The following is a 22,678-nucleotide window of genomic DNA, read 5'->3' as shown; positions in this document are numbered from 1 at the left end:
GGCGTGACAGCCATCGAGCAGACAGAGGCGGCACGCCCGCGGGGCACTCGCCTGCCGCGCCGTGCCCGACGCAACCAGCTCCTCGGCGCCGCCCAGGAAGTATTCGTTGCGCAGGGGTATCACTCGGCCGCCATGGACGACATCGCCGAGCGCGCGGGCGTCAGCAAGCCGGTTCTCTATCAGCACTTCCCGGGCAAGCTCGACCTGTATCTCGCGCTGCTGGACCAGCACTGCGAGTCCCTGCTGCATGCGGTACGGACGGCGCTCGCGTCCACCACGGACAACTCGCTGCGCGTCCGCGCCACGATGGACGCCTACTTCGCGTACGTCGAGGACGACGGCGGCGCCTTCCGGCTCGTCTTCGAGTCCGACCTGACGAACGAGCCCGCGGTCCGCGAGCGCGTCGACAAGGTCACGCACGAGTGCGCGGAAGCGATCTGCGAGGTCATCGCGGAGGACACCGGTCTCTCACGCGCCGAGTCGATGCTCCTCGCCTCTGGGCTGGGCGGCCTCGCACAGGTGGTGGCCCGCTCCTGGCTGCACAGCGACCGCAGCGTCCCGCGCGACCAGGCGGTGCAGCTGCTGACGTCACTGGCCTGGCGGGGTATCGCGGGCTTCCCGCTGCACGGCACCGATCACCACTGACTCACGCCTGACGCCCGACGACTCACGCCCGACCGCCCCTGATCCGTCTCTTTGTTCCCGTCCGCTGTTCGCTCTTGGCGTTCTCGGCCGGAACGTGCACGTCCCCTCACCGGGCTAATGTGTGCAGCGTACGGCGCGGAGAGACGCGCACATGACTGACCGTCGGAGGGACAAAGCCGTGGAGGTCAAGATCGGCGTGCAGCACGCGCCCCGCGAGATCGTTCTGGAGAGCGGTCAGACCCCGGAAGAGGTCGAGCGCGCGGTGTCCGAGGCGCTGGCCGGCAAGTCGCAGCTGCTGAGCCTCGTGGACGACCACGGCCGCAAGGTCCTGGTTCCGGCCGACCGCCTCGCGTACGTGGAGCTCGGCGAGCCCACCCAGCGCAAGGTGGGATTCAGCGCGCTGTAGTTCAGGCGAGCGGAAGGGGCCCGGTGACGCTGTCGCCGGGCCCCTTCGCATGCACCGGAACCGGATCCTCCGCGCACGTCGTGCCAAGCCCGTACCCGCGGTCTCACCACCACCAATGGAGCACAGAACATCCACAGGGGAGGATTGCGTTCCGCACCTCGGGGGTAAACCCGCTACGACCGATTTGCACCGGCCGTGCGGGAGGGACCCTCACCATGTTCTTGGAAACGCTCGGCGCCGCGCTGCTCGGTCTCGCGCTGGCATGGGGGGCGGCGTACCGCCTGCCGCACCGACTGCCGAGCCGCGGTCTGGTCCTGTCGACCGGTGTCGCCGGAGCCCTGTTCGGGGCCTTCCTGACGCACACGGCACTGGGCTCCGGCCACTTCCTGGTCATCCTCGCCGGCGCCGTGATCGTCTCCGCCGCGCTGCTGTCGCTTCTGCTGCGCCCCGCGGAAAGATTTCGCCGCCGCTCGGCGACGGCGTGACCGAAGCGGGCGACGGCTTTCTGAGACCGACAAGCCCCACGGAATCCGAGGAAACCAAGGAATCCGAGGGAACCGGGGGAACCGGGGGAACCGGGTCTAGGCCGCCAGGCCCAGCGCCGCCATCCGCTTGGTGTGGGCTTCGGTGATCCGCGAGAACATCCGGCCGACCTCCGCGAGGTCGAACCCGTCCGCCACGCCGCCCACGAGCATCGTCGACAGCGCGTCACGGTCCGCGACGACCCGCTGCGACTGCGACAGCGCCTCGCCCATCAGCCGGCGCGCCCACAGCGCGAGCCGGCCGCCCACGCGCGGGTCCGCGTCGATGGCGGCGCGCACCTTCTCGACGGCGAAGCTCGCGTGGCCGGTGTCGTCGAGGACACTGAGCACGAGCCCGCGCGTGTCGGCGTCGAGGCGCGCGGCGACCTCACGGTAGAAGTCGCTGGCGATCGAGTCGCCGACGAACGCCTTGACGAGGCCCTCCAGCCAGTCCGAGGGAGCCGTCTGCCGGTGGAAGCCGTCGAGCGCGGCGACGAACGGTTCCATCGCCTCGGTCGGCTCCGCGCCGACCGCGGCGAGCCGGTCCCGCAGCCGCTCGAAGTGGTGGAACTCGGCCGACGCCATCTTCGCCAGCTCGGCCTTGTCACTGAGCGTCGGGGCCAGCTTGGCGTCCTCCGCGAGCCGCTCGAACGCCGCCAACTCGCCGTACGCGAGCGCTCCGAGCAGGTCCACGACCGCGGCGCGGTACTGGGGGTCGGCGGCGGCCGTGTCCCAGTTCTGCGCGGCGACTCCGGTGGCCGCGGGGGTGGTCTTGTCGGTGGCCTCGGCGGAAGGGTCAGCGGCGTTGTCAGGCGTCGTCATGAAGCGCACAATAGCCCGCTCGACGCAACAGGGAAGTCCCTGGTCAATCAGTGTGACGACGACTACGTGACCAAATCGGCCATCGCATATGCGCGATTCCGGGGTATGGTGGTAATGCGCCCGGCGAGTATTCGACGGGCCGCACGAATGAGGATGCCCGGTCGGTGGCCCGATCGGCTCCGACCCGACAGCCCTCCTCGTCCGTACGGCACATTGCGTACGACATCCGGAGGGAACCCTCAGCGGTACGAGAGCTCGAGCGTCGGCAGTGGTCCCGTGCCACTCGGCCCGCCCGTCAAGAGCGGCCGACGTCCCCGGCACGGTCCCCGACACGACCCCCGCGCTCGCCTCGCACCGCGTACACAGAAGAGGCAGCACCCTGACTACGACTTTCCGAGAGCTCGGAATCCTTCCCGAGACGGCCGAAGCCCTTGAAGCCGTCGGCATCATCACCCCCTTCCCCATCCAGGAGATGACGCTCCCCGTAGCCCTTTCGGGCTCCGACGTCATCGGCCAGGCCAAGACCGGCACCGGCAAGACGCTGGGCTTCGGCCTCCCGCTCCTCGAGCGTGTCACCGTCCCCGCGGACGTCGAGGCGGGCCGGGCCCAGCCCGAGCAGCTCACCGACGCCCCGCAGGCCCTCGTCGTCGTCCCGACGCGCGAGCTGTGCACCCAGGTGACCAACGACCTGCTGACCGCCGGCAAGGTCCGCAACGTACGCGTTCTCGCCATTTACGGCGGCCGGGCGTACGAGCCGCAGGTCGAGGCCCTCAAGAAGGGCGTCGACGTCATCGTCGGCACCCCGGGCCGACTGCTGGACCTCGCGGGCCAGAAGAAGCTCAACCTCAAGCACATCAAGGCGCTCGTCCTCGACGAGGCCGACGAGATGCTCGACCTGGGCTTCCTGCCCGACGTCGAGAAGATCATGAACATGCTGCCGGCCCGCCGTCAGACCATGCTGTTCTCGGCGACCATGCCGGGTGCGGTCATCGGTCTCGCGCGCCGCTACATGTCGCAGCCCACGCACATCCGCGCCACGGCGCCGGACGACGAGGGCGCGACGGTCCGTAACACCGCGCAGTTCATCTACCGCGCGCACAACATGGACAAGCCCGAGCTGGTGGCACGCATACTGCAGGCCGACGGCCGCGGGCTCGCGATGGTGTTCTGCCGCACCAAGCGGACGGCGGCGGACCTCGCCGACCAGCTCCAGCAGCGCGGCTTCGCCTCCGGCGCGGTCCACGGCGACCTCGGCCAGGGCGCCCGCGAGCAGGCACTGCGCGCGTTCCGCAACGGCAAGGTCGACGTCCTCGTCTGCACCGACGTCGCCGCCCGCGGCATCGACGTCGAGGGTGTCACCCACGTCATCAACTACCAGTCCCCCGAGGACGAGAAGACGTACCTGCACCGCATCGGCCGTACGGGCCGCGCGGGCGCCAAGGGCATCGCGATCACCCTCGTCGACTGGGACGACATCCCGCGCTGGCAGCTCATCAACAAGGCGCTGGACCTCGGCTTCAGCAACCCGCCGGAGACGTACTCCACGTCCCCGCACCTCTTCGAGGAGCTGAACATCCCGGCCGGCACCAAGGGTGTCCTGCCGCGTTCCGAGCGCACCCGCGCCGGCCTCGCGGCCGAAGAGGTCGAGGACCTCGGCGAGACCGGCGGGCGTGGCGGTCCGCGCGGCCGCGGTGGCCGTTCGTCGGCGCCTGCGCCCGTGGAGCGCGAGCGCCCGGCGCGCACGCCCCGCCGCCGTCGCCGTACGCGCAACGGTTCCGCGCTGGAGGAGACGGCCACGACGCCGACTCCGGAGGCGACCACCGAGCCCGCCGCCGCGGAGGCCACCGAGCCCCGCACCCCGCGCCGCCGTCGCCGTACGCGCGCCGGGGGTACGGGGGAGACGGTGGCGGCCGCCACCACCGCCGCCGAGCCGTCGGTGAGCGAGGCCCCGCAGGCAGCGGAGACCGCGGTCGCCACGGCCGAGGGCGTGGTCGAGGCCACGCCGGAGGACGCGGTCGCGAAGCCGCGTCGCCGTCGGACCCGTAAGACGGCGGAGGCCGCTCCCGCCCCGGTCGAGACCGTGGCGGTCGTCGCGGAAGCCGCGCCCGTCGTGGAAGCCGTCGCCGAGGCCGTCGCGGAGGCTCCGGCCAAGCCGGTTCGTCGCCGTACCCGCAAGGCCGCCGAGGCCGTCGTCGACACGGCCGAGGGCGTGGTCGAGGCCGCGCCGGAGGCCGCCGCCACCAAGCCGCGGCGTACGCGGGCCAAGGCCACGGCCGAGGCGCCCGCCGAAGCCGCCGCGGACAGCGCCGAAGCCACGGCCAAGCCCGTCCGTCGCCGGACCCGCAAGGCCGTCGCGGAGACCGTCGCGACTGTCGAGGCCGTCGCGCCCGTCGAGGCCGAGATTCCGGCGCAGACCGCCGCCGTCGTCGCCGAGGCCGTCGCGGAGGCTCCGGCCAAGCCGGTTCGTCGCCGTACCCGCAAGGCCGCGGAGCCCGCGGAGGTCGCGGTCGACACGGCGGAGGGTGTCGCCGAGGCGCCGGTCACCAAGCCTCGGCGTACGCGCAAGGCGGCGGTGGCCGTGGTGGACGCGGTCGAGGCCGCGCCGGAGGCCCCCGCCACGAAGCCGCGGCGTACGCGGGCCAAGGCCACGGCCGAGGCGCCCGCCGAAGCCGCCGCGGACAGCGCCGAAGCCACGGCCAAGCCCGTCCGTCGCCGGACCCGCAAGGCCGTCGCGGAGACGGTCACGGAAACCGTCGAGGCGGCGATTCCCGCCCAGTCGGCCGCCGTTGACGAGCCGGAGGCCAAGCCGCGTCGACGTGCCCGCAAGGTCGCGGAGCCCGCGGTCGCCGCGGAGGCGGCGCCCGAGGCGGCAGCGCCGCGTCGGCGTACGCGCAAGGCGGCGGCTGCCGCGGAGCCCGCGGAGAGCTGATCCTCAGCCCGATGGCCCGGTCCCCCATGCAGTGGGGCCGGGCCATCGGCGTTCTCCCACCCCCCGGGTGTGTCTGTTGCCCGCGGGCCGGTGGGGGCCGGGCGCGCAGTTCCCCGCGCCCCTGGGCACGGGGCTGCGCCCCTGCCCCCCCATCGGCCTAATCGGCCTCGTTCTCGAACGCCGGACAACTACAGGTGGGCGGGGAGCCGGGGCTCAGCCCCGCCCGATAGCCTCGGGGCATGAGCAGGCCCCCCTCCTTCGCGCCGCCCGCCGGTGTCCGTGCCTACCGTCTCCGCACCGCCCGCGGCGAGTTCGCCGCGCTCGACGCCGCGCCGCAGGCGCAGCTGAAGGGAACCGTGCTGCTGCTGCCGGGTTTCACCGGCAGCAAGGAAGACTTCATCGCGCTGCACGGGCCGCTCGCGGCGCGCGGGTACCGTACCGTCGCCGTGGACGGCCGCGGGCAGTACGAGAGCGACGGTCCCGAGCACGACGAATCGGCGTACGCTCAGCCCGAGTTGGCGAACGACGTGCTCGCCCAGGCGGCAGCCGTCGGCACCCCCGTGCACCTCGTCGGCCACTCCCTCGGCGGACTGGTCGCCCGCGCCGCCGTCCTCCTCGACCCGGCCCCCTTCGCCTCGCTCACTCTCATGGCCTCGGGCCCCGCCCAGATCTCCACCTCCCAGCAACAGCGCGTCAAACTGCTCCGGGACGCCCTCGCCGTGATGGACATGGCCCAGGTGTGGGACGCCATCCAGGCGATGGAACCGCCGGAGGAGATCGACACCGCCGATCTCGACGGTGGACTGGACGACCGCGAGGACCTGCGGCGCCGCTGGCTGCTCACCCGACCGGCCCAGCTGATCGCGACCGGCCGTCAGCTGTGCACGGAGCCCGACCGCGTCGCCGAGCTGGCCGCCGTGCCCCTGCCCAAGCATGTGCTGTCCGGTGCGTTCGACGACACCTGGCCGGTGCCCCTGCTGGACGACATGGCCGTGCGTCTCAAGGCCCGGCGCACGGTCGTACGAGGAGCCGAGCACTCCCCGAACACGGACCAGCCCGAGCAGACGGCCCTCGCCCTCGCCAAGTTCTGGGATCAGACGCAGGAGTGATCCGGGGGCGGACCCCGGTGGAGGCCAGCACCTAGTACTGCGCTTGCAAGTGCTCCCAGAAGCCGTCCCGGAGCGCGCGGCGCAGGTCCGCCTGGCCCCGCAGGGAGTACTGCAGCAGCCCCTCGGCCTCGACCAGCAGATCCTGGTCGACCGAGCCGGGCAGGTAGGGGTGGCCGGGCAGCAGCTCCGCCAGCGCCTCGCGCCCCCGCGCTGCCAGCCATTTCGCGGCGATCTGGGCGCCCACGAACCGCACGTCCTCACGGGTGGGCCTGCTCGCCGCAGTCGCGTCGTAGGTCGCGGAGGTGCGCCGGGACACATAGGGCTTGAAGAATTCGAGGTCGAACGTGCGCTGGCTGTCGACCTCCCACAGCAGCGGCTCGGCCTGGTTGCGGCCCTCGGGCGCCTCGATGCCCCAGAGGTGGACCCGCGCCCCGTACCCCTGCGCCGCCTCGACCGCCGACACCAGGTCCTCGTCGCCGCCGAGCAGCGCGGCGTCGCTGATGGCGCGGTGCCGGGCGAGGGACTCCAGGTCGGAGCGGATGAGGGAATCGACGCCCTTTTGCTGGTTGTTGGCGTTGAGGTTGCCCAACCGGACCTTCACGTCCGGGAGTTCGGCGATCGACTGCTGTTCCGCGGTGTGGATACGGCGCCGTGCGCCGTCGTACCAGTAGACGCGCAGCAGCCTGCTGTCGGCGAAGATGGTGCGGGCCCTGTCGATGAGCGCGTCGATGAGGCCTTCGGCGTCGAGGTCGAAGGCGCGGCGGTCCTCGGTCCCGGAGACGAGCCGCCCCGCGGCCGCGTACAGGTATCCGGCGTCGACGAAGATCGCATGGGTCGAGGGCGTCTTCGCCACCTCGGCGAGCATGCGCTGGAGCAGCTCGTTCGTGCGGTCGATGCGGGCGCCGAGCGCCGCGTGGTCGTCGTTCATCACCTCCATTGTCCCGGCGGTCACGCTGCGAACACAACCGGTCCCGTTCAGTCTCCTTGAGACTTCTTACCCGACGGTAATTAGGTTCTCGAAAAATTTCCTTAGCGTAGGGAATGTTTGTAACACGCACCCCGTTGAATACGAACGGAAGCGTGAGCACCGACGTCTCGCGCACCACACACCAGTAGTTCTCCTCAGGAGGATGACCAGACGAAGGGAGAAGCCCATGCGCTTCGAAATCATGCGACTCGACGATGTCGACGGCACGCCCGTGGACACCACCGTTGTAGACGCCGCCTCCGTCAACCGGATCGTTCAGCAGGCCGCCGCCATCGGGCAGCGACTGTGGATCCGCCCGGCCGAATCGTCCGCTTCATAACATTTCAGAGCAGTTCGAAGCATCACGGAGCAGTTCACCTCCGGGCGGACGCCTTCAGATTTCAAAGCCCCGTACGGCACGACGCCGTACGGGGCTTTGCGCGTTCTCACCGGCTCACGGTCAGCTCGCCCGGATCACCTGGGTGATCCCGTTGATGATCTGCTGCACGGCGATCGCGGACAGCATCATGCCCGCGAGCCGGGTCACCAGCACGACACCGCCGTCCTTGATGACGCGGATGATCAGCAGCGAGTAGCGCATGACCAGCCACAGGACGACGTGGATGGCGAGGATCGCGACCCACACGGACACCTGGGTGGCGACGGTGTCGGCCTTCTGGACCGCGAGGATCACCGACACAATCGCGCCGGGGCCCGCCAGCAGCGGCATGCCGAGCGGTACGAGGGCGACGTTGACGTCCTTGGTCTGCTTGGGCTCGTCGGTCTTGCCGGTCAGCAGGTCGAGGGCGATCAGCAGGAGCAGCAGCCCGCCCGCGATCATCAGCGCGGGCACGGACACATGCAGGTAGTCGAGGATCTGGTGGCCGAGGAGGCCGAAGACGGCGATCACTCCGCCGGCCACACAGACGGCCTGGAGGGCCATCCGCTTCTGGATCTTGGCGGGGCGTCCCGCGGTGAGCGCGAGGAAGATCGGGGTGATCCCGGGGGGATCCATGATGACGAAGAGGGTGAGGAAGAGGGAGCCGAAGACGGCGACGTCGAACATGAGTGAGTGAGGCCTTGCGGAGGTGGGGAGATCGGCGCGGCGAGATCTGCCGCCACCGCTGGGGAAAGGCGTTCCGCCGGGCGGAACGGAGGCACACGACGGCCGGCGTGGGGCACAGTGCCGGGCACTTACCGGTGCGCTATGCAGTGCGCTTTGTCGGGTGCTCTGTCAGGTGCTGTGTCGGGTGCTTCCAGGAACCTGGGGCGCGAAGGCGGGTGTCAGGCTCCGCCGGTGCCCGGGACGGGGAACGCCCCGGTCGCACGCCGGGTGATCTCGCCGTACACCTCGGGGTCGGTGGTGAACTCCCCGAGCACGCAGGTCTTGCGGCTGCCGTGGTAGTCGCTGGACCCGGTGGCGAGCAGCCCCAGGTCGGCGGCGAGGCCGCGCAGCCGGGCGCGGGTGGCAGGCTCGTGGTCCATGTGGTCCACCTCGATGCCGTCGAGCCCGGCGGCGGCCAGGTCGGCGATCGCGGACTCCGGCACCGTCCGGCCGCGCTTGGCGGCGGCCGGGTGCGCGAACACGGTCACGCCGCCCGCGGCCTTGACGAGGCGGATCGCCTCGAAGGGGTCGGTCTCGTGCTTGGGGACGTAAGCCCGCCCGCCGTCGGCCAGCCAGTCCTGTGTGAAGGCGTCGGAGACGCTGTCCACGACCCCCAGCTCGACCAGGGCGGAGGCGACGTGCGGTCGCCCGACGGATCCGTCGCCCGCGATGCGCGCGACCTGTTCCCAAGTGACCGGCACACCGAGCTCCTGGAGCTTGGCAACCATGGCCCGGGCACGCGGCACGCGGTCGTCGCGCACGAGCTCGCGCTCGGCGAGCAGCCCTGGCTCCTCGGGGTCGAAGAGGTAGGCCAGCATGTGCATGCTGATGCCGTCGAGGCGGCAGGAGAGCTCGGCGCCCGTGACGAGGGTGAGCCCCTCGGGCAGCGCGGCCAGCGCCTCCGCGTACCCGCGGGTCGTGTCGTGATCGGTCAGCGCGACGACGTCGAGACCAGCGGCGCCGGCGTTGCGCACCAGCTCGGCGGGGGTGTCCGTACCGTCGGAGGCGGTGGAGTGGGTGTGCAGATCGATGCGCACGACGCGGACTCCAGGCGATGACGGGGTGACAGGGGACGCTCAAGCATAACGGGAGTTCCGAGCGCCTTGTCACACCCGCAAGTACCGGGCGCCCCCTACAACCACCCCGCGCGAAGCACCCCGTCAGGGGCGCGGGGAACCGCGCGCTCAGCCCAGAACAACCCGCACGCGCCCCACGCAACCGCCCAAAGACCCATGGGCCCAAGGGCCCATGGCGCCGCTCACCACAGCGGAGCGCTACGGCTCCAGGATCCGTGGCGACAACGCCCCGCACGGCAGCAGATCCACCTCCGCCCCCGCGTCCCGCAGATCCGTCAGCACCAGCTCGTCGTACATCAGCAGCCCCGACTGCTCGGGCCACACCACCGCCCACACCCACAGCCCCAGCGCCTCGCCCGCGAAGACGGCACGGTCGTCGGGACTGCCGGTCACATGCCAGAGCGGGGTCGGCCGACCGGCCGCGAGGACCTTCGCCTGGGGTGGTTTCTCGACGTTCATGTACGGCCCCGGGTCGGGTCCGTCGACGCCCGCGTACCGCGCGCCGAGGCCGACGCCGAGCTCCTCGGCGACGAGGATCAGCTCCCCTATGCCGCCGAGCGGTCCGGGGCCCGAGCAGGCCACGGCCGTCGCACGCCCTCCGCTGCGATCGTCACCGGCGAAGGCCGCGCCGGTGAACAGCCAGCCGACCGGCAGCGGCCACGGCATCCACACCGGCACCTGGGCACGGTGCACCACCACACCGAGGGCCTCGACGCTGGGCGGGATCACGGGCTGCAGCGGATGCACGGTCCCGTGCACATCGCACTGCCAGGAGTCGGCAAAGAGGCCGGGAGCCCTGACCCGGCCACCACACTTCGGGCAACTGGGTTCGCCCCTCATAGGGCCCCACGGTCCTCCCCGTATTTCGCCGCGTCAAGGACGATCACCCGTCCGGAGCGTGGCGGTCACCCGATAGAACTAGATGCAGCTTGCATTAATTAGCCCTTCTAACTTATTATGTGTATACGCCAACGATCTAGCCGTCGATCCATGGCCACCGATCTCTCCCTACGCAGTCGAGGAGCGAGCATGACCAACACCACGGGAGGTCCCGCCGAGGGGGACACATTCGACGTCGGCGCGGGCAGCATCCTGCGGCAGCCGAAGGCCGTCTGGGCGACCGCCGGCGCATCCGTCGTCGCCTTCATGGGCATCGGGCTCGTCGACCCGATCCTGCCCTCCATCGCCAAGGGCCTGGACGCCACCCCGAGCCAGGTCTCGCTGCTGTTCACCTCGTACTTCCTGATCACCGCGGTCGCGATGCTGGTGACCGGCTTCGTCTCCAGCCGTATCGGCGGCAAGAAGACCCTGCTGCTCGGCCTCGCGCTCGTCGTGGTCTTCGCGGGGCTCGCGGGCACGTCGGGCTCGGTCGGCGAACTCGTCGGCTTCCGGGCCGGCTGGGGCCTGGGCAACGCGCTGTTCGTCTCCACCGCCCTCGCCGTCATCGTCGGCGCGGCGGCCGGCGGCAGCGCCGCGGCGATCCTGCTCTACGAGTCCGCGCTCGGCCTCGGCATGGCGTGCGGGCCGCTGCTCGGCGCCCTGCTCGGCAACGCCAGCTGGCGCTACCCCTTCTTCGGCACCGCGTTCCTGATGGCGGTCGGCTTCCTGTGCATCACGGCGTTCCTCAAGGAGCAGCCGAGGCCCGCGAAGAAGACCTCACTGCTCGACCCGATCAAGGCGCTCGGCCACGGCGGCCTCGCCTCGGCGGCCGTGTCGGCGTTCTTCTACAACTACACGTTCTTCACCGTGCTGGCCTTCACCCCGTTCGTGCTGAACATGACCCCCTACAAGTCGGGCGCGGTGTTCTTCTGCTGGGGCCTGCTGCTCGCCGTCTTCTCGGTGATCGTGGCGCCGCGGATGCAGGCACGGTTCGGCTCGCTCAAGGTGCTGGGCGGCTCCCTGGTCCTGCTCGCCGCCGACGTGCTCGTGCTCGGGTACGGCAACCACACCACGGCCGTGGTCTGCACGATCCTGTCGGGCGCCTTCATCGGCGTGAACAACACCGTCTACACCGAACTGGCGCTCGGCGTGTCGAACGCGCCGCGCCCGGTGGCGAGCGCCGGCTACAACTTCGTCCGGTGGTTCGCCGCCGCGGCGGCGCCCTACTTCGCGCCGAAGATCGAGGAGTGGAGCGACATCCACATCCCGTTCGTGGTCGCCGCGGTCACCGCCGTGATCGGAGCGGTCGTGGTCTTCGTACGCCGCAACGCGCTCTCCCACGAGGCCGAGGAGCTCCAGCCGAAGCACGCCACCGAGGACAATGTGACCGTGTTCGCCAACTGACCGAGTTCGCCGACCGATCGAGTTCGCCAACTGACTGTTCTCGGCCAGGAAACCGGCCTGGTCCCCGGTCGGCGGAAAAGACTGGGCAAGAAGTACTCAATCCAGCGGAACGGATCTGCGTGAGGGATCGCGCAGGTCCGTTCCGCCGTTCAGCCAGCGTTCCTGAAGGGCCCCGGCCCCGTGCACACGCTTCCACGCGGCCTCGTTCGGCGTCATCGGGAGCAGCGGCAGGAACCGTACGGGATCGGCCGGCGCGTCCAGCTCCAGGTCCTCGACCAGGCCACCGGACTCCGCGACCAGGACCGAGGTGAACGGCGCGCCGGGCCACAGCGCCCCGCCCACGTCGAGCGAGGCACCAGGGGCCACGATCAGCCCCTCGACCTGCGGGGACGCGGCGAGCACGGCGAGCGGGCGGAGCACCTTGTCGGTGTCGGCGGCGCCGGGGCGGACCGACAGGACCAGCTCCGCGCGCGGGCCCTTCACCGGGTCGGCGAGGACCGCCGTGGGGTCCGCCATCGGCTGGGCGGACATACCGAGCGTGGCGTAGCGGACGACGTCACCCTCTGTGAAGCGCAGCACTTCGATACGGTCGGTGCCGAGGAAGGTGACCGCGGCCCGGGCGTCGGGTTCGCCCAGCGCAGAGCGCAACCGGGCCTCGACCAAAGGAAGAACATCAGCCATGAGCCGAGCATAGAACTCGTCAGTAACGGGCAAAGCGGCGGCTTGACGCTTCAGTGCGCTGATAGTCTTGGCCGCTGGTCGGGGCAGCACGCAGAAGCGTCGCTCTCAAGCTCCGACGCACTGAGACTGACTGTCTTCCCCACGGGGGGAGCCAGCTCCCCCACGGGGGATGGATCGTCCCTCACGGGGGACCGACCGGAGGAGGTGGGGCTGCAATGGACCGAAGTCGACCTGGCAGTACCACCCGCTCTTCCGGTCGCTGAAGTTCTGTAGCTGGTTCCAGCCGCTCCCCGGCTCCCGTAGCTCTGTCGGCTGCTTCCTCCTGCAAACGTGTGCATACGTGTCAACGTTGTCCCGGTGCACCACGGAAGAGCGCTTCGTTTCCGCCTGATCCATCCGATCTGTCTGATCTGAATCAGTAGCGAAGCTGCCACCGCGACGGTGCGGTGCTCCCCGCTTTGTGGACGTACCAAACATCCGCAGTCAGGACGTCCCCATTCCGGGTAGTTTCAACCGTCGTCGGTCGCCTCCGTTGCGAAGGAGCCCGTCATGTCGATGATTCGTGACCTGCGTGCCGCGGTCCGTCCCCGTCCCTCGCTGCGCAAGGACAGTGGCTCGTACGACCACACCCGCGCCCCCGGGACCAACTCCGCCGTGGTCGACTGCGCCGTCTACCGCGACGGCGCCCGCGTCCAGACCCCCGAGCCGCTGACGCCCCAGGAGGCGATGCGGCTGGTGCACCGCGACGGCGGTTTCGTGTGGATCGGTCTGCACGAGCCCACGGAGGCCGAATTCGCCGGTATCGCGGGCGAGTTCGGACTGCACCCGCTGGCCGTCGAGGACGCCGTCCAGGCCCACCAGCGACCCAAGCTGGAGCGCTACGACGACTCCCTGTTCACCGTCTTCAAGACCATCCACTACGTCGAGCACGACGAACTCACCGCCACCAGCGAGATCGTGGAGACCGGCGAGGTCATGTGCTTCACCGGGCGGGACTTCTTCATCACCGTCCGGCACGGCGGGCAGGGCTCGCTGCGGGCGCTGCGGCACCGGCTGCAGGACGACCCCGAGCTGCTCGCCAAGGGCCCCTCCGCCGTGCTGCACGCCATCGCCGACCACGTCGTCGACGGGTACATCGCGGTCGCGGACGCCGTGCAGGACGACATCGACGAGGTGGAGACCGAGGTCTTCTCGCCGGGCCGCAAGGGCACCCCGCGCGGCACGGACGCCGGCCGCATCTACCAACTCAAGCGCGAGGTACTGGAGTTCAAGCGGGCCGTGTCCCCGCTGCTGCGCCCCATGCAGCTGCTGAGCGAGCGCCCGATGCGGCTGATCGACCCGGACATCCAGAAGTACTTCCGCGACGTCGCCGACCACCTCGCCCGCGTCCAGGAGCAGGTCCTCGGCTTCGACGAACTGCTCAACTCCATCCTCCAGGCCAACCTCGCGCAGGCGTCCGTGACGCAGAACGAGGACATGCGCAAGATCACTTCCTGGGCCGCGATCATCGCCGTACCGACGATGGTCTGTGGCGTGTACGGCATGAACTTCGACTACATGCCGGAGCTGCACTGGAAGTTCGGCTACCCGCTGGTACTGGGCGCCACGGTCGGGATGTGTCTGTCGATCCACCGGATCCTGAAGCGCAACGGCTGGCTCTGAGCGCACCGGGTGACCGCCTGGTGCCCCTGGATAGGCTGGGCCCATGACGGAACAGCTGCTCGACCGGGCCCTCGTCGAGGAGGCCACGAAGAAGTCCGGGCTGATCTGGGTGCGGAGCGGCGGCGTGCCGGCGCATGAGGCGCCGGGCGCCGAGGCTCCCACCCGGGCCCTGTGGCACGTGTGGCACGACGGCGCGGCCTGCCTGGTCGGCGACGGGCCCGGAGAGCAGCCGCTGCCCGGCCTCGTCGACGGGGGCGACGCGGTCGTCGTCGTCCGCAGCAAGGACAAGGGCGGGCGGCTGGCCGCGTGGACCGCGAAGGTGGTCGAACTCGCGCCCGGCTCCCCCGCGTGGGAGGCGACGGTCGCCGAGCTCAAGGGCAAGCGTCTGAACGCGCCCGACGGCGAGGAGATGCCGGCCCGCTGGGCCCGCGAGTGCCGGGTGCTGCGTCTGGAGCCCCGGGCGGGCACCCTCCCGCTGCCGGACGGCTCGCTGGCCGCCACGCCGGTCCCGTCCCCCGCGACCACCCGCCAACCGATCCCGGCCGCCGTACCGCGCCTGCTCTTCAGGAAGCGGGGACGCCGCCGCTAGGACCTCTCCGGCGGAGAGGCCCCCGGAGCTACGACGTCGGCAGCTGCTGGCCGTAGTCCACGGTCTCGTCCTTGGCGGGTTCCGCGAGGGCGAAGTTCTTGCCCCAGTCGGTGAGGGTGAGCGTGCCCGCGTCGCCCGCGCGGACCAGCAGCAGCGGGTACGGGGTTCCCTTCAGGGAGACGTCCAGGGTGCCGCCCGCGCCCTTGTCGCCGGTGATACGGATGGTGCGGACGCCGGACTGCTCGTGGTGCCCGTCCGTGGCGAGGGAGCCGTGCAGGGTCAGCAGACCGTCGAGCAGGACGTCCTTGTCCGTGAAGCTGATGAAGCGCTTGTAGGCCGGGTCGCCGCTCGGGACCTTCACGTACTTGCCGTCGAGCTTGTCGGCGGCCGCGGTGTCCGCCGAAGTGGCACCGCTCTTGCCGCCCTGGTGGTTCCAGAACTCGGCGTCGGCCTTGAGGAAGAGATGCCGGCCGACCCGGAGCAGATGGAAACTCGCCCCCTCCGAGGTGACCGAACCGGTGCCGCCGTCGGACCTCAGCCGCATGTCGAGCTTGTACGTGCGCCCGTTCGACACCACGGTCCCGGCGAGTCGCACCGCCTCGGCCGACGTGGCGGCCTTGCGTGTCTTCGACTGGATCTCGGTGGCGGACAGCTTCCCCACCCCGTTCGTGCCCGCGTCCGGATCCTCACTACTGCACCCCGTCAGCGCCGTCCCCGTCACGACCAGTGCGCACATCGCGCCCACCAGTGCGGCCCTGCGGGTACGGCCCTGGGAAATCGCAGTCACAGGTAGGGCTGCCTTTCATACGGGTGTCCATGCGGGTGTCCAAGCGCGTGTCCGTGCGCGTGTCCGTGAGGGTGCCCATGCCGGGGTGGCCGTGCCGGGTGTCCCCAACGGCGTACGGCAGCGTACCGGTGCCGTGCGTGCCCGGCGGAGCCAGTCCGTCCGGACCGCTCACCAGGGCGTATCCGACCGGGACGGGCTAGCCTGAAGCCCACCTGAGCGGACAGGTCGGGACCAAACGCCCGTACGGAGAATGCCGGCACGCGTCCGGAGCGACACGCAACGAGCACCACGCGACCAGCGACACGGAAGAAAGAGCACCACGGAAAGAAGGAGGCGCGGGCATGGCCGCAGCCGCCCCCCGGATCTTCGTCTCGCACCTCGCCGGTGTCGCCGTCTTCGACCCCAGCGGCGACCAGGTGGGCCGCGTGCGGGACCTGGTGGCCATGCTCCGCGTCGGACGCCGCCCGCCCCGGTTGCTCGGGCTGGTCGTGGAACTCTCCACCCGGCGGCGCATCTTCCTGCCCATGACCCGTGTCATCGGCATCGAGTCCGGCCAGGTCATCACCACCGGTGTCCTGAACGTGCGCCGCTTCGAGCAGCGGCCCACCGAGCGGCTCGTCTTCGGCGAGCTGCTCGACCGGCGGGTCCAGCTCGTCGAGACCGACGAGGAGGTGACCGTGCTCGACGTGTCCGTCCAGCAGCTGCCCGCGCGCCGGGAGTGGGAGATCGGCCGCGTCTTCGTGCGCAAGGGCCGCAGCGGGACCTTCCGGCGCACCAAGGGCGAGACCATGACCGTCGACTGGTCCGCCGTCACCGGGTTCTCGCTGGAGGAGCACGGACAGGGCGCCGAGAGCCTCCTCGCCACCTTCGAACAGCTGCGCGCCGCCGACCTGGCCAACGTCCTGCACCACCTGTCACCGAAGCGGCGCGGGGAGGTGGCCGCCGCCCTGGACGACGACCGCCTCGCCGACGTCCTGGAGGAGCTCCCCGAGGACGACCAGATCGAGATCCTGGGCAAGCTCAAGGAGGAGCGCGCCGCCGACGTCCTGGAGGCGATGGACCCCGACGACGCGGCCGACCTGCTCGCCGAACTCCCCGAGGACGACGTGGAGCGACTGCTGAGGCTGATGCGTCCCGACGAGGCGGCCGACGTACGACGGCTGATGGCCTACGAGGAGCGCACCGCCGGCGGCCTGATGACGACCGAGCCCATCGTGCTGCGGCCCGACGCCACGGTCGCCGACGCGCTCGCCCGGGTCCGCAATCCCGACCTGTCCCCCGCGCTCGCCGCCCAGGTGTACGTGTGCCGCCCGCCGGACGAGACGCCGACCGGGAAGTACCTCGGTGCGGCGCACTTCCAGCGACTGCTGCGCGACCCGCCGTACACGCTGGTCAGTTCGATCCTCGACGACAATCTTCAGCCCCTCGCGCCGGACGCCGCGCTGCCCGTCGTCGCCGGGTTCTTCGCCACGTACGACATGGTCGCCGCGCCCGTCGTCGACGAGAGCGGCTCGCTGCTCGGCGCGGTGACCGTGGACGACGTACTGGACCACATGCTGCCGGAGGACTGGCGCGAGACCGAGTTCCATCTGCACGAGGACGAACCGCAGCACGAACCTCTGGACGAACCCCAGGACGAGCGCCCGCATGACCGCGACGACGACCTCGGCGACGACCTCGCGGACGACCGGGGGGACGACAAGGAAGGCGACCAGCGGGACGGCCGCGAAGGCGTGGACGAAGGGGGGCGCGATGGGGCCTGACCGCGAGACCCGCGAACGGGCCGCCACCGGGGCGACCGCCACCACCCGGCCCCGCACCCGCCTCGACCAGCCGCTGCCGCCGCGCCGCCGACTGGTGCCCGAGTGGGACCCGGAGGCCTTCGGGCGGCTCTCGGAGCGGATCGCGCGTTTCCTCGGCACCGGACGATTCATCGTCTGGATGACGGTCGTCATCATCGTCTGGCTGGTGTGGAACGTCGCGGCACCGCGCCACCTGCGCTTCGACCCGTACCCGTTCATCTTCCTGACCCTGATGCTCTCGCTCCAGGCCTCCTACGCCGCCCCGCTGATCCTCCTCGCGCAGAACCGCCAGGCCGACCGCGACCGGGTCAACCTCGAACAGGACCGCAAGCAGAACGAGCGCTCGATCGCGGACACCGAGTACCTCACCCGCGAGATCGCCTCCCTGCGCATGGGCCTCGGCGAGGTCGCCACCCGCGACTGGATCCGCTCCGAATTCCAGGACCTGATCAGGGAGCTGGAGGAACACCGCACCGAAGGCCGGGTCGTATTCCCGGCAGAACGGCCGCCGCGACGTGACGTAGACGACCGCTGACGGGGCTTTCCGGGCCCCGGGCCCGGCGCCGTACCATCGTCCTTATGGCTACGGAAGACGCGGTGCGCGAAGCACTGGCGACGGTGAACGACCCCGAGATCCAGCGACCCATCACCGAGCTGGGGATGGTCAAATCGGTGGAGATCGGTGCGGATGGCGCGGTCGCGGTCACCGTGTATCTGACCGTCTCCGGCTGCCCGATGCGCGAGACCATCACGAAGAGCGTGACGGAGGCGGTCTCGGCGGTCGAGGGTGTCACCCGCGTCGAGGTGACCCTGGACGTGATGAGCGACGAGCAGCGCAAGGAACTGGCGACCGCGCTGCGCGGCGGCCAGACCGAGCGCGAGGTGCCCTTCGCCAAGCCGGGCTCACTCACGCGCGTGTACGCGGTCGCCTCCGGCAAGGGTGGTGTCGGCAAGTCCTCGGTGACCGTGAACCTCGCGGCGGCGATGGCGGCCGACGGCCTCAAGGTCGGCGTGGTCGACGCGGACATCTATGGCCACTCGGTGCCCCGCATGCTCGGCGCGCACGGCCGTCCGACCCAGGTCGAGAACATGATCATGCCGCCGTCCGCGAACGGCGTGAAGGTCATCTCCATCGGCATGTTCACCCCGGGCAACGCACCGGTGGTCTGGCGCGGCCCGATGCTCCACCGCGCCCTCCAGCAGTTCCTGGCGGACGTCTTCTGGGGCGACCTGGACGTCCTGCTCCTCGACCTCCCGCCGGGTACGGGCGACATCGCGATCTCGGTGGCCCAGCTGGTCCCGAACGCGGAGATCCTGGTCGTCACCACCCCGCAGCAGGCGGCGGCCGAGGTCGCCGAGCGCGCGGGCTCCATCGCCGTCCAGACCCACCAGAAGATCGTGGGCGTGGTCGAGAACATGTCGGGCCTGCCGTGCCCGCACTGCGGTGAGATGGTCGACGTCTTCGGCACGGGTGGCGGTCAGACGGTCGCCGACGGCCTGACCCGCACCACCGGCGCGAGCGTTCCCGTCCTCGGCTCCATCCCGATCGACGTCCGCCTGCGCGAGGGCGGCGACGAGGGCAAGCCGGTCGTCCTGACCGACCCGGAGTCCCCCGCGGGCTCCGCCCTGCGCGCCATCGCCGGCAAGCTCGGCGGCCGCCAGCGCGGCCTGTCCGGCATGTCCCTGGGCATCACCCCGAGGAACAAGTTCTAGATTCCCGTCAGTACGTCGACAGGGGCGCCCCGCCGAGGAGCGCCCCAAAGGGGCGCGGGGCCCTGCCATGTGGGGCTCCGCCGCGTGGGCGCGACAAGCCACAGACGCCCCGCCGCCGAACGACCCGGAGCCGCGCATCGGCCCGCGTCCCCGGCCCCTTCCAGGAGGGCACCGTCACGCGTACGCCGCGATGTCCTTGATCATGGCGAAGCCCAGCCCGTAGGCGCTCATTCCCCGCCCGTACGCCCCCACATGGACCCCCTCCTGGGTGGAGCCCGCGAGGACCCAGCCGAACTCGGACTCGCGGTAGTGGAACGGCGTGGGGACGCCGTCCACGGGGAGGGACAGCGAGGACCAGTCGGGCCCGTCCAGGTCGTCCGCGAGCACCCACGCCGTCTCGGTCTGCTGGTCCAGCCAGTCGTCCCGCAGGGTGTGGTCCATCTGGCCGGGCCAGGTGAAGGACAGCAGCCCCACACCGGCCAGCCAGGCCGCCGAGGACACCGACGTGGCCTCGAGGAGCCCGGTACCGTCCGCACTCCGGCGCGAGGGGCTGGCCGCGACGGTCACCACGACCGCGAACCGCTCCTTGTCCTCCGTCGACTCGCTGCGCACCGAGGGCTCTTCCCCGTGCCCGATCGAACCGTGCTCGACGGCACCGTCCGCCGACGTACCCACCTGCATCAGCCAGCGCGGCCCCGTGAAGGCCTCGTCGAGGCCGTACCACGGGAAGGGCGCCAGCAGGTAACCGTCTACCGTGCGGCGGGCGGAGGGGACCTGCTGTCCGTCTTCCGCGGCCGGCGCCTGCGCGCCTACCCGACTTGTCGTCTCCATCTGCCCGGACGCCTCCTTGCTCTCGTCGGACCGGGTGGCCCGCCCCCCTCGGGCGTCCTCAGCGGTCCGCACAACAACTGGGCAGCATAGCCACACCGCTCCGAGCAGCAGGGAAAGCACCCGGCGCGTGAGACGCGCACACGCCGTTTTCAGGCCGTGTCACGCGCCTGCGGGTACGGCTCAGGTGGCGTCCGCGTCGAAGGGCGGGCGCTCGTCCGGATCGGTCTTCTCGGGCTTCTTGGTCATGTCGATCGAGCCACCGGAGGAACCGGAGGACGAGGACGACGACGAAGACGAAGACGAAGAGGAGTCCGTGTCGCGGCTGTGGACCGCGTCCGTGACCTCGGCCATCTCCTTCTTCAGGTCGAAGCCGTTGCGGATCTCCTTGAGCCCCAGCTCGTCGTTGTCCAGCTGCTTGCGGATGAACGTCTTGGGGTTGAGGTCCTCGAACTCGAAGTCCTTGAACTCCGGGCCGAGTTCCTCACGGATGTCCGCCTTGGCGCTCTCCGAGAACTCGCGGATCTTGCGGATGGTGCGGGTGACGTCCTGGATCATCTTCGGGAGCTTTTCCGGACCGAAGACGAGCACGGCAAGGACAACGAGCGTCACCAGCTCGAGCGGTCCTATGTCATTGAACACCTGAAGCTCCTTGCGATGTCCTCAGTCCTCGACCCTCGGCCCTCGGGATTCTTCCGTGGTCCGGGCCGGGTCCACGGTACCCGTCGATCCCGTCCGTCCGGAACTGTCCCGGGGCTTCCGGGTTCGTGTACACGACGAGTTTCCCCGGATGTACGCCGCTCAGCACGGGCGCCGGGCCCCTCCTGTGAAGTTCATGTCAGTTGCTGTCGAAAGAGGTCAGCCGCCGCTCGCGGAGCCGAGGACCAGGGTGACTGTCCGCTGTGAGCCGCCCCGCCGGAGGGTCAGCCGGAGCCTGTCGCCGGGACGGTGTGCGCGTGTCTTCACGATCAGCTCCTCACCGGAGTGGACGCGCTGGCCGTCGACCTCGGTGATGACGTCGCCGGCCTTGATGCCCGCCTTGGCCCCGGGGCCGCCCGCGGTGACCGGCGCGCCGCCGCCCTTCGTGCCGACCCGGGCGCCGTCGCCCGTGTAGTCCATGTCGAGCATGACCCCGATCACCGGGTGGGTCGCCCGGCCGGTGTTGATCAGCTCCTCGGCGACGCGCCTGGCCTGGTTGACGGGGATGGCGAAGCCGAGCCCGATGGAACCGGCCTGGCCGCCCTGGAGGTCGGTGCCGCCGTCGGCCGAGCGGATGGCGCTGTTGATGCCGATGACGCGGGCCCGTGCGTCGAGGAGGGGGCCGCCGGAGTTGCCGGGGTTGATGGGCGCGTCGGTCTGCAGCGCGTCGACGTACGAGACGTCGCTCCCGTCGCCCTTCTCGCCGCCCGCCGTGATGGGCCGCTCCTTGGCGCTGATGATCCCGGAGGTGACGGTGTTGGCGAGGTCGAAGGGCGCGCCGATGGCGACGACGGGGTCGCCCACCTGGACGCTGTCGGAGTTGCCCAGCGCCATGGGCCGCAGCCCGCCGACTCCCGACACCTTGACCACGGCGAGGTCGTAGCCGCTGTCACGCCCGACGACGGTGGCCTTGGCGCTCTCGCCGCCGCTGAACGTCACGGTTATCTCGCCGCCGCTGCCGGCCGGCTCGACCACGTGGTTGTTGGTGAGGATGTGACCCCGGGTGTCGAGCACGAACCCGGTGCCGGTGTCCTCTTCGCTGGAGCCGCGCACGTGCAGGGTGACCACGCTGGGCAGCGCGCGGGCCGCTATCCCGGCCACGCTGTCCGTGGGCCGCCCGGGCGCCTCCTTGGCGGCCTGCGGCAGTGTGACGTCACCGACCCCGCCGTTGCGCTCCAGATAGGCCCCTACGGCGCCTCCGACGCCTCCGGAGACGAGGGCGAGCGCCACGGCCCCGAGGACCAGCGCCTTCCTCGCCCGCTTGCGCCGCTGGGTCTTCGTCTCGACAGCCGCCCCGTTCTGCTGGAGCGGTCCCGGGGCGGCCCAGGGGTCGTAGTTCTGCCACGGGGCGGGGGCCGGGTGGGGGTTGCTCGGGTACGGGGCCGGGGCCGGAAGCGGCGCCGGGGCCGGAAGCGGGAGCGGGCCCGGGGGCATGGCGGTGCCGTGCGCGGGGGTGGCCGCCGGGTGCTGGACGGGCGGGGCGGGCGCCCAGGGGCCCGGCTCGCCGTACGGCGGGGTGCTGTAGGGGTCGGGGTCGTGCAGGGGCCGGGGGCGGTCGACGGGGGCCTGCTGCGCCGGTACGGCGGCGACCTGGGCCCGGCCCGCGGGCACGGCGTCGGAGGGACCCCCGACCGCCTCCGCATCCGGCGCGCTTCCCTGAAGGGCAGGACGCTCCCACTCGAAGTCACCGCCGCCGACACCGCTCCCGGCGCCGGGCCCCGCCGGTGCGACGTACGGCGAAGCCGCATCGACCGCACCGGCCACACCCGTCGGAGCCGTGGCCGTCGCCGGCCGGTCCAGTTCGTAGTCCCCGTCGGAGTGGTGGTCCCTCTCGGACCGGTGGTCCCTGTCGAAGTCGTGGTTCGCGTCGGAGTCGCGGTCCGCCTCGGGTCCGGGGATGTCCTCGACCGGGCCCACCTCGCCGACCCCCGGAGGGACCTGGCGGGGCCGACTCCACCACTTCGCCTTCGTGGGCTTCCCCTCGTTCATGCTCTCCCCACACCTGGCCCGCGGCACAACACGCCGACGGTCACCGCAGATTGCCGACTCCGCGT

General features: G+C 71.0%; 22 protein-coding genes. 12 read left to right on the top strand and 10 right to left on the bottom strand.

Going from position 1 to position 22,678, the window contains the following annotated elements:
- The first annotated feature begins 3 nt into the window (after positions 1–3).
- The 3 genes from ACIRA5_RS33110 (at position 4) to ACIRA5_RS33100 (ending at position 1,536) form a co-directional block, all read left to right on the top strand.
- Positions 4–645, top strand: coding sequence for a TetR/AcrR family transcriptional regulator (locus ACIRA5_RS33110; protein WP_054228200.1), 642 nt, complete (start codon positions 4–6; stop codon positions 643–645).
- Between the two features lie 178 nt (positions 646–823).
- Positions 824–1,051, top strand: a complete 228-nt coding sequence (locus tag ACIRA5_RS33105; RefSeq protein ID WP_028801993.1) for a DUF3107 domain-containing protein — start codon at positions 824–826, stop codon at positions 1,049–1,051.
- Between the two features lie 215 nt (positions 1,052–1,266).
- Complete coding sequence (locus ACIRA5_RS33100; RefSeq protein ID WP_403697055.1) at positions 1,267–1,536, top strand: hypothetical protein; 270 nt, start codon at positions 1,267–1,269, stop codon at positions 1,534–1,536.
- A 96-nt stretch (positions 1,537–1,632) separates the two neighbouring features.
- Here the strand turns inward: ACIRA5_RS33100 and ACIRA5_RS33095 are convergent, their stop codons facing one another.
- Positions 1,633–2,394 (bottom strand): ferritin-like fold-containing protein, encoded by a 762-nt coding sequence (locus tag ACIRA5_RS33095; protein WP_075028978.1) that lies wholly within the window; start codon positions 2,392–2,394, stop codon positions 1,633–1,635.
- Positions 2,395–2,866: 472 nt separating this feature from the next.
- Between ACIRA5_RS33095 and ACIRA5_RS33090 the strand changes: the two genes are divergently transcribed.
- Positions 2,867–5,323: a DEAD/DEAH box helicase gene (locus ACIRA5_RS33090; RefSeq protein WP_403697052.1), complete on the top strand. Its 2,457-nt coding sequence runs from the start codon at positions 2,867–2,869 to the stop codon at positions 5,321–5,323.
- A 239-nt stretch (positions 5,324–5,562) separates the two neighbouring features.
- The gene (locus ACIRA5_RS33085) at positions 5,563–6,432 is read left to right on the top strand and encodes an alpha/beta fold hydrolase (protein ID WP_403697049.1); all 870 of its coding nucleotides are present in this window, start codon (positions 5,563–5,565) and stop codon (positions 6,430–6,432) included.
- A 31-nt stretch (positions 6,433–6,463) separates the two neighbouring features.
- On the opposite strand, the gene ACIRA5_RS33080 is transcribed toward ACIRA5_RS33085, so the two are convergent.
- Positions 6,464–7,360, bottom strand: a complete 897-nt coding sequence (locus tag ACIRA5_RS33080) for an NYN domain-containing protein (protein WP_403697046.1) — start codon at positions 7,358–7,360, stop codon at positions 6,464–6,466.
- A gap of 226 nt (positions 7,361–7,586) precedes the next feature.
- Here ACIRA5_RS33080 and ACIRA5_RS33075 point away from each other — a divergent pair, with 226 nt between their 5' ends.
- Positions 7,587–7,739, top strand: a complete 153-nt coding sequence (locus tag ACIRA5_RS33075; RefSeq protein WP_095852725.1) for a hypothetical protein — start codon at positions 7,587–7,589, stop codon at positions 7,737–7,739.
- A 120-nt stretch (positions 7,740–7,859) separates the two neighbouring features.
- On the opposite strand, the gene ACIRA5_RS33070 is transcribed toward ACIRA5_RS33075, so the two are convergent.
- The 3 genes from ACIRA5_RS33070 to ACIRA5_RS33060 all read right to left on the bottom strand — a co-directional run bounded on the left by ACIRA5_RS33070 (position 7,860) and on the right by ACIRA5_RS33060 (position 10,420).
- Complete coding sequence (locus ACIRA5_RS33070) at positions 7,860–8,465, bottom strand: MarC family protein (RefSeq protein ID WP_403697043.1); 606 nt, start codon at positions 8,463–8,465, stop codon at positions 7,860–7,862.
- A gap of 218 nt (positions 8,466–8,683) precedes the next feature.
- Positions 8,684–9,541 carry a PHP domain-containing protein gene (locus tag ACIRA5_RS33065; protein WP_403697040.1) on the bottom strand — a complete coding sequence of 286 codons (858 nt, stop codon included), beginning with the start codon at positions 9,539–9,541 and terminating at the stop codon, positions 8,684–8,686.
- 237 nt (positions 9,542–9,778) lie between these two features.
- A complete protein-coding gene (locus tag ACIRA5_RS33060) occupies positions 9,779–10,420 on the bottom strand; it encodes a DUF6758 family protein (protein WP_403697037.1) in 642 nt (213 codons plus the stop codon).
- Positions 10,421–10,609: 189 nt separating this feature from the next.
- On the opposite strand from ACIRA5_RS33060, the gene ACIRA5_RS33055 reads away from it, so the two are divergent.
- Positions 10,610–11,863: an MFS transporter gene (locus ACIRA5_RS33055; protein ID WP_403697034.1), complete on the top strand. Its 1,254-nt coding sequence runs from the start codon at positions 10,610–10,612 to the stop codon at positions 11,861–11,863.
- A gap of 96 nt (positions 11,864–11,959) precedes the next feature.
- Here ACIRA5_RS33055 and ACIRA5_RS33050 read toward each other — a convergent pair whose 3' ends face one another.
- Positions 11,960–12,544, bottom strand: a complete 585-nt coding sequence (locus tag ACIRA5_RS33050) for a suppressor of fused domain protein (RefSeq protein ID WP_067368516.1) — start codon at positions 12,542–12,544, stop codon at positions 11,960–11,962.
- A 549-nt stretch (positions 12,545–13,093) separates the two neighbouring features.
- Here ACIRA5_RS33050 and ACIRA5_RS33045 point away from each other — a divergent pair.
- Positions 13,094–14,206: a magnesium and cobalt transport protein CorA gene (locus tag ACIRA5_RS33045; protein WP_054228210.1), complete on the top strand. Its 1,113-nt coding sequence runs from the start codon at positions 13,094–13,096 to the stop codon at positions 14,204–14,206.
- Positions 14,207–14,249: 43 nt separating this feature from the next.
- Positions 14,250–14,795 carry a hypothetical protein gene (locus tag ACIRA5_RS33040; protein ID WP_403697030.1) on the top strand — a complete coding sequence of 182 codons (546 nt, stop codon included), beginning with the start codon at positions 14,250–14,252 and terminating at the stop codon, positions 14,793–14,795.
- 28 nt (positions 14,796–14,823) lie between these two features.
- On the opposite strand, the gene ACIRA5_RS33035 is transcribed toward ACIRA5_RS33040, so the two are convergent.
- Positions 14,824–15,582, bottom strand: a complete 759-nt coding sequence (locus tag ACIRA5_RS33035; protein WP_403697027.1) for a hypothetical protein — start codon at positions 15,580–15,582, stop codon at positions 14,824–14,826.
- Between the two features lie 341 nt (positions 15,583–15,923).
- Here ACIRA5_RS33035 and ACIRA5_RS33030 point away from each other — a divergent pair, with 341 nt between their 5' ends.
- From ACIRA5_RS33030 to ACIRA5_RS33020, 3 genes are read left to right on the top strand one after another with little or no spacing between them, the layout of a single operon-like run.
- On the top strand, positions 15,924–17,345 hold the full coding sequence (locus tag ACIRA5_RS33030; RefSeq protein WP_403697024.1) for a magnesium transporter MgtE N-terminal domain-containing protein: 1,422 nt from the start codon (positions 15,924–15,926) through the stop codon (positions 17,343–17,345).
- Complete coding sequence (locus ACIRA5_RS33025) at positions 17,335–17,919, top strand: DUF1003 domain-containing protein (protein WP_403697021.1); 585 nt, start codon at positions 17,335–17,337, stop codon at positions 17,917–17,919. Before ACIRA5_RS33030 ends, ACIRA5_RS33025 begins: the two co-directional genes overlap by 11 nt.
- Positions 17,920–17,963: 44 nt before the next feature.
- Entirely contained in the window at positions 17,964–19,097 is a 1,134-nt protein-coding gene (locus tag ACIRA5_RS33020) for an Mrp/NBP35 family ATP-binding protein (protein ID WP_403697018.1), read from the top strand.
- Positions 19,098–19,271: 174 nt separating this feature from the next.
- Here the strand turns inward: ACIRA5_RS33020 and ACIRA5_RS33015 are convergent, their stop codons facing one another.
- From ACIRA5_RS33015 to ACIRA5_RS33005, 3 genes are all read right to left on the bottom strand, one after another.
- Positions 19,272–19,928 (bottom strand): hypothetical protein, encoded by a 657-nt coding sequence (locus tag ACIRA5_RS33015; protein WP_403697015.1) that lies wholly within the window; start codon positions 19,926–19,928, stop codon positions 19,272–19,274.
- A 180-nt stretch (positions 19,929–20,108) separates the two neighbouring features.
- Positions 20,109–20,567 carry a sec-independent translocase gene (locus tag ACIRA5_RS33010; protein WP_403697012.1) on the bottom strand — a complete coding sequence of 153 codons (459 nt, stop codon included), beginning with the start codon at positions 20,565–20,567 and terminating at the stop codon, positions 20,109–20,111.
- Between the two features lie 216 nt (positions 20,568–20,783).
- Positions 20,784–22,613, bottom strand: coding sequence for a trypsin-like peptidase domain-containing protein (locus tag ACIRA5_RS33005; RefSeq protein ID WP_403697010.1), 1,830 nt, complete (start codon positions 22,611–22,613; stop codon positions 20,784–20,786).
- Positions 22,614–22,678 lie beyond the last annotated feature (65 nt).

The organism is Streptomyces sp. NPDC096311, from assembly GCF_044763085.1.
GTDB lineage: Bacteria > Actinomycetota > Actinomycetes > Streptomycetales > Streptomycetaceae > Streptomyces.
Note: the sequence above shows the minus strand (reverse complement) of the source record. Positions and strands in the feature narration are given on the sequence as shown.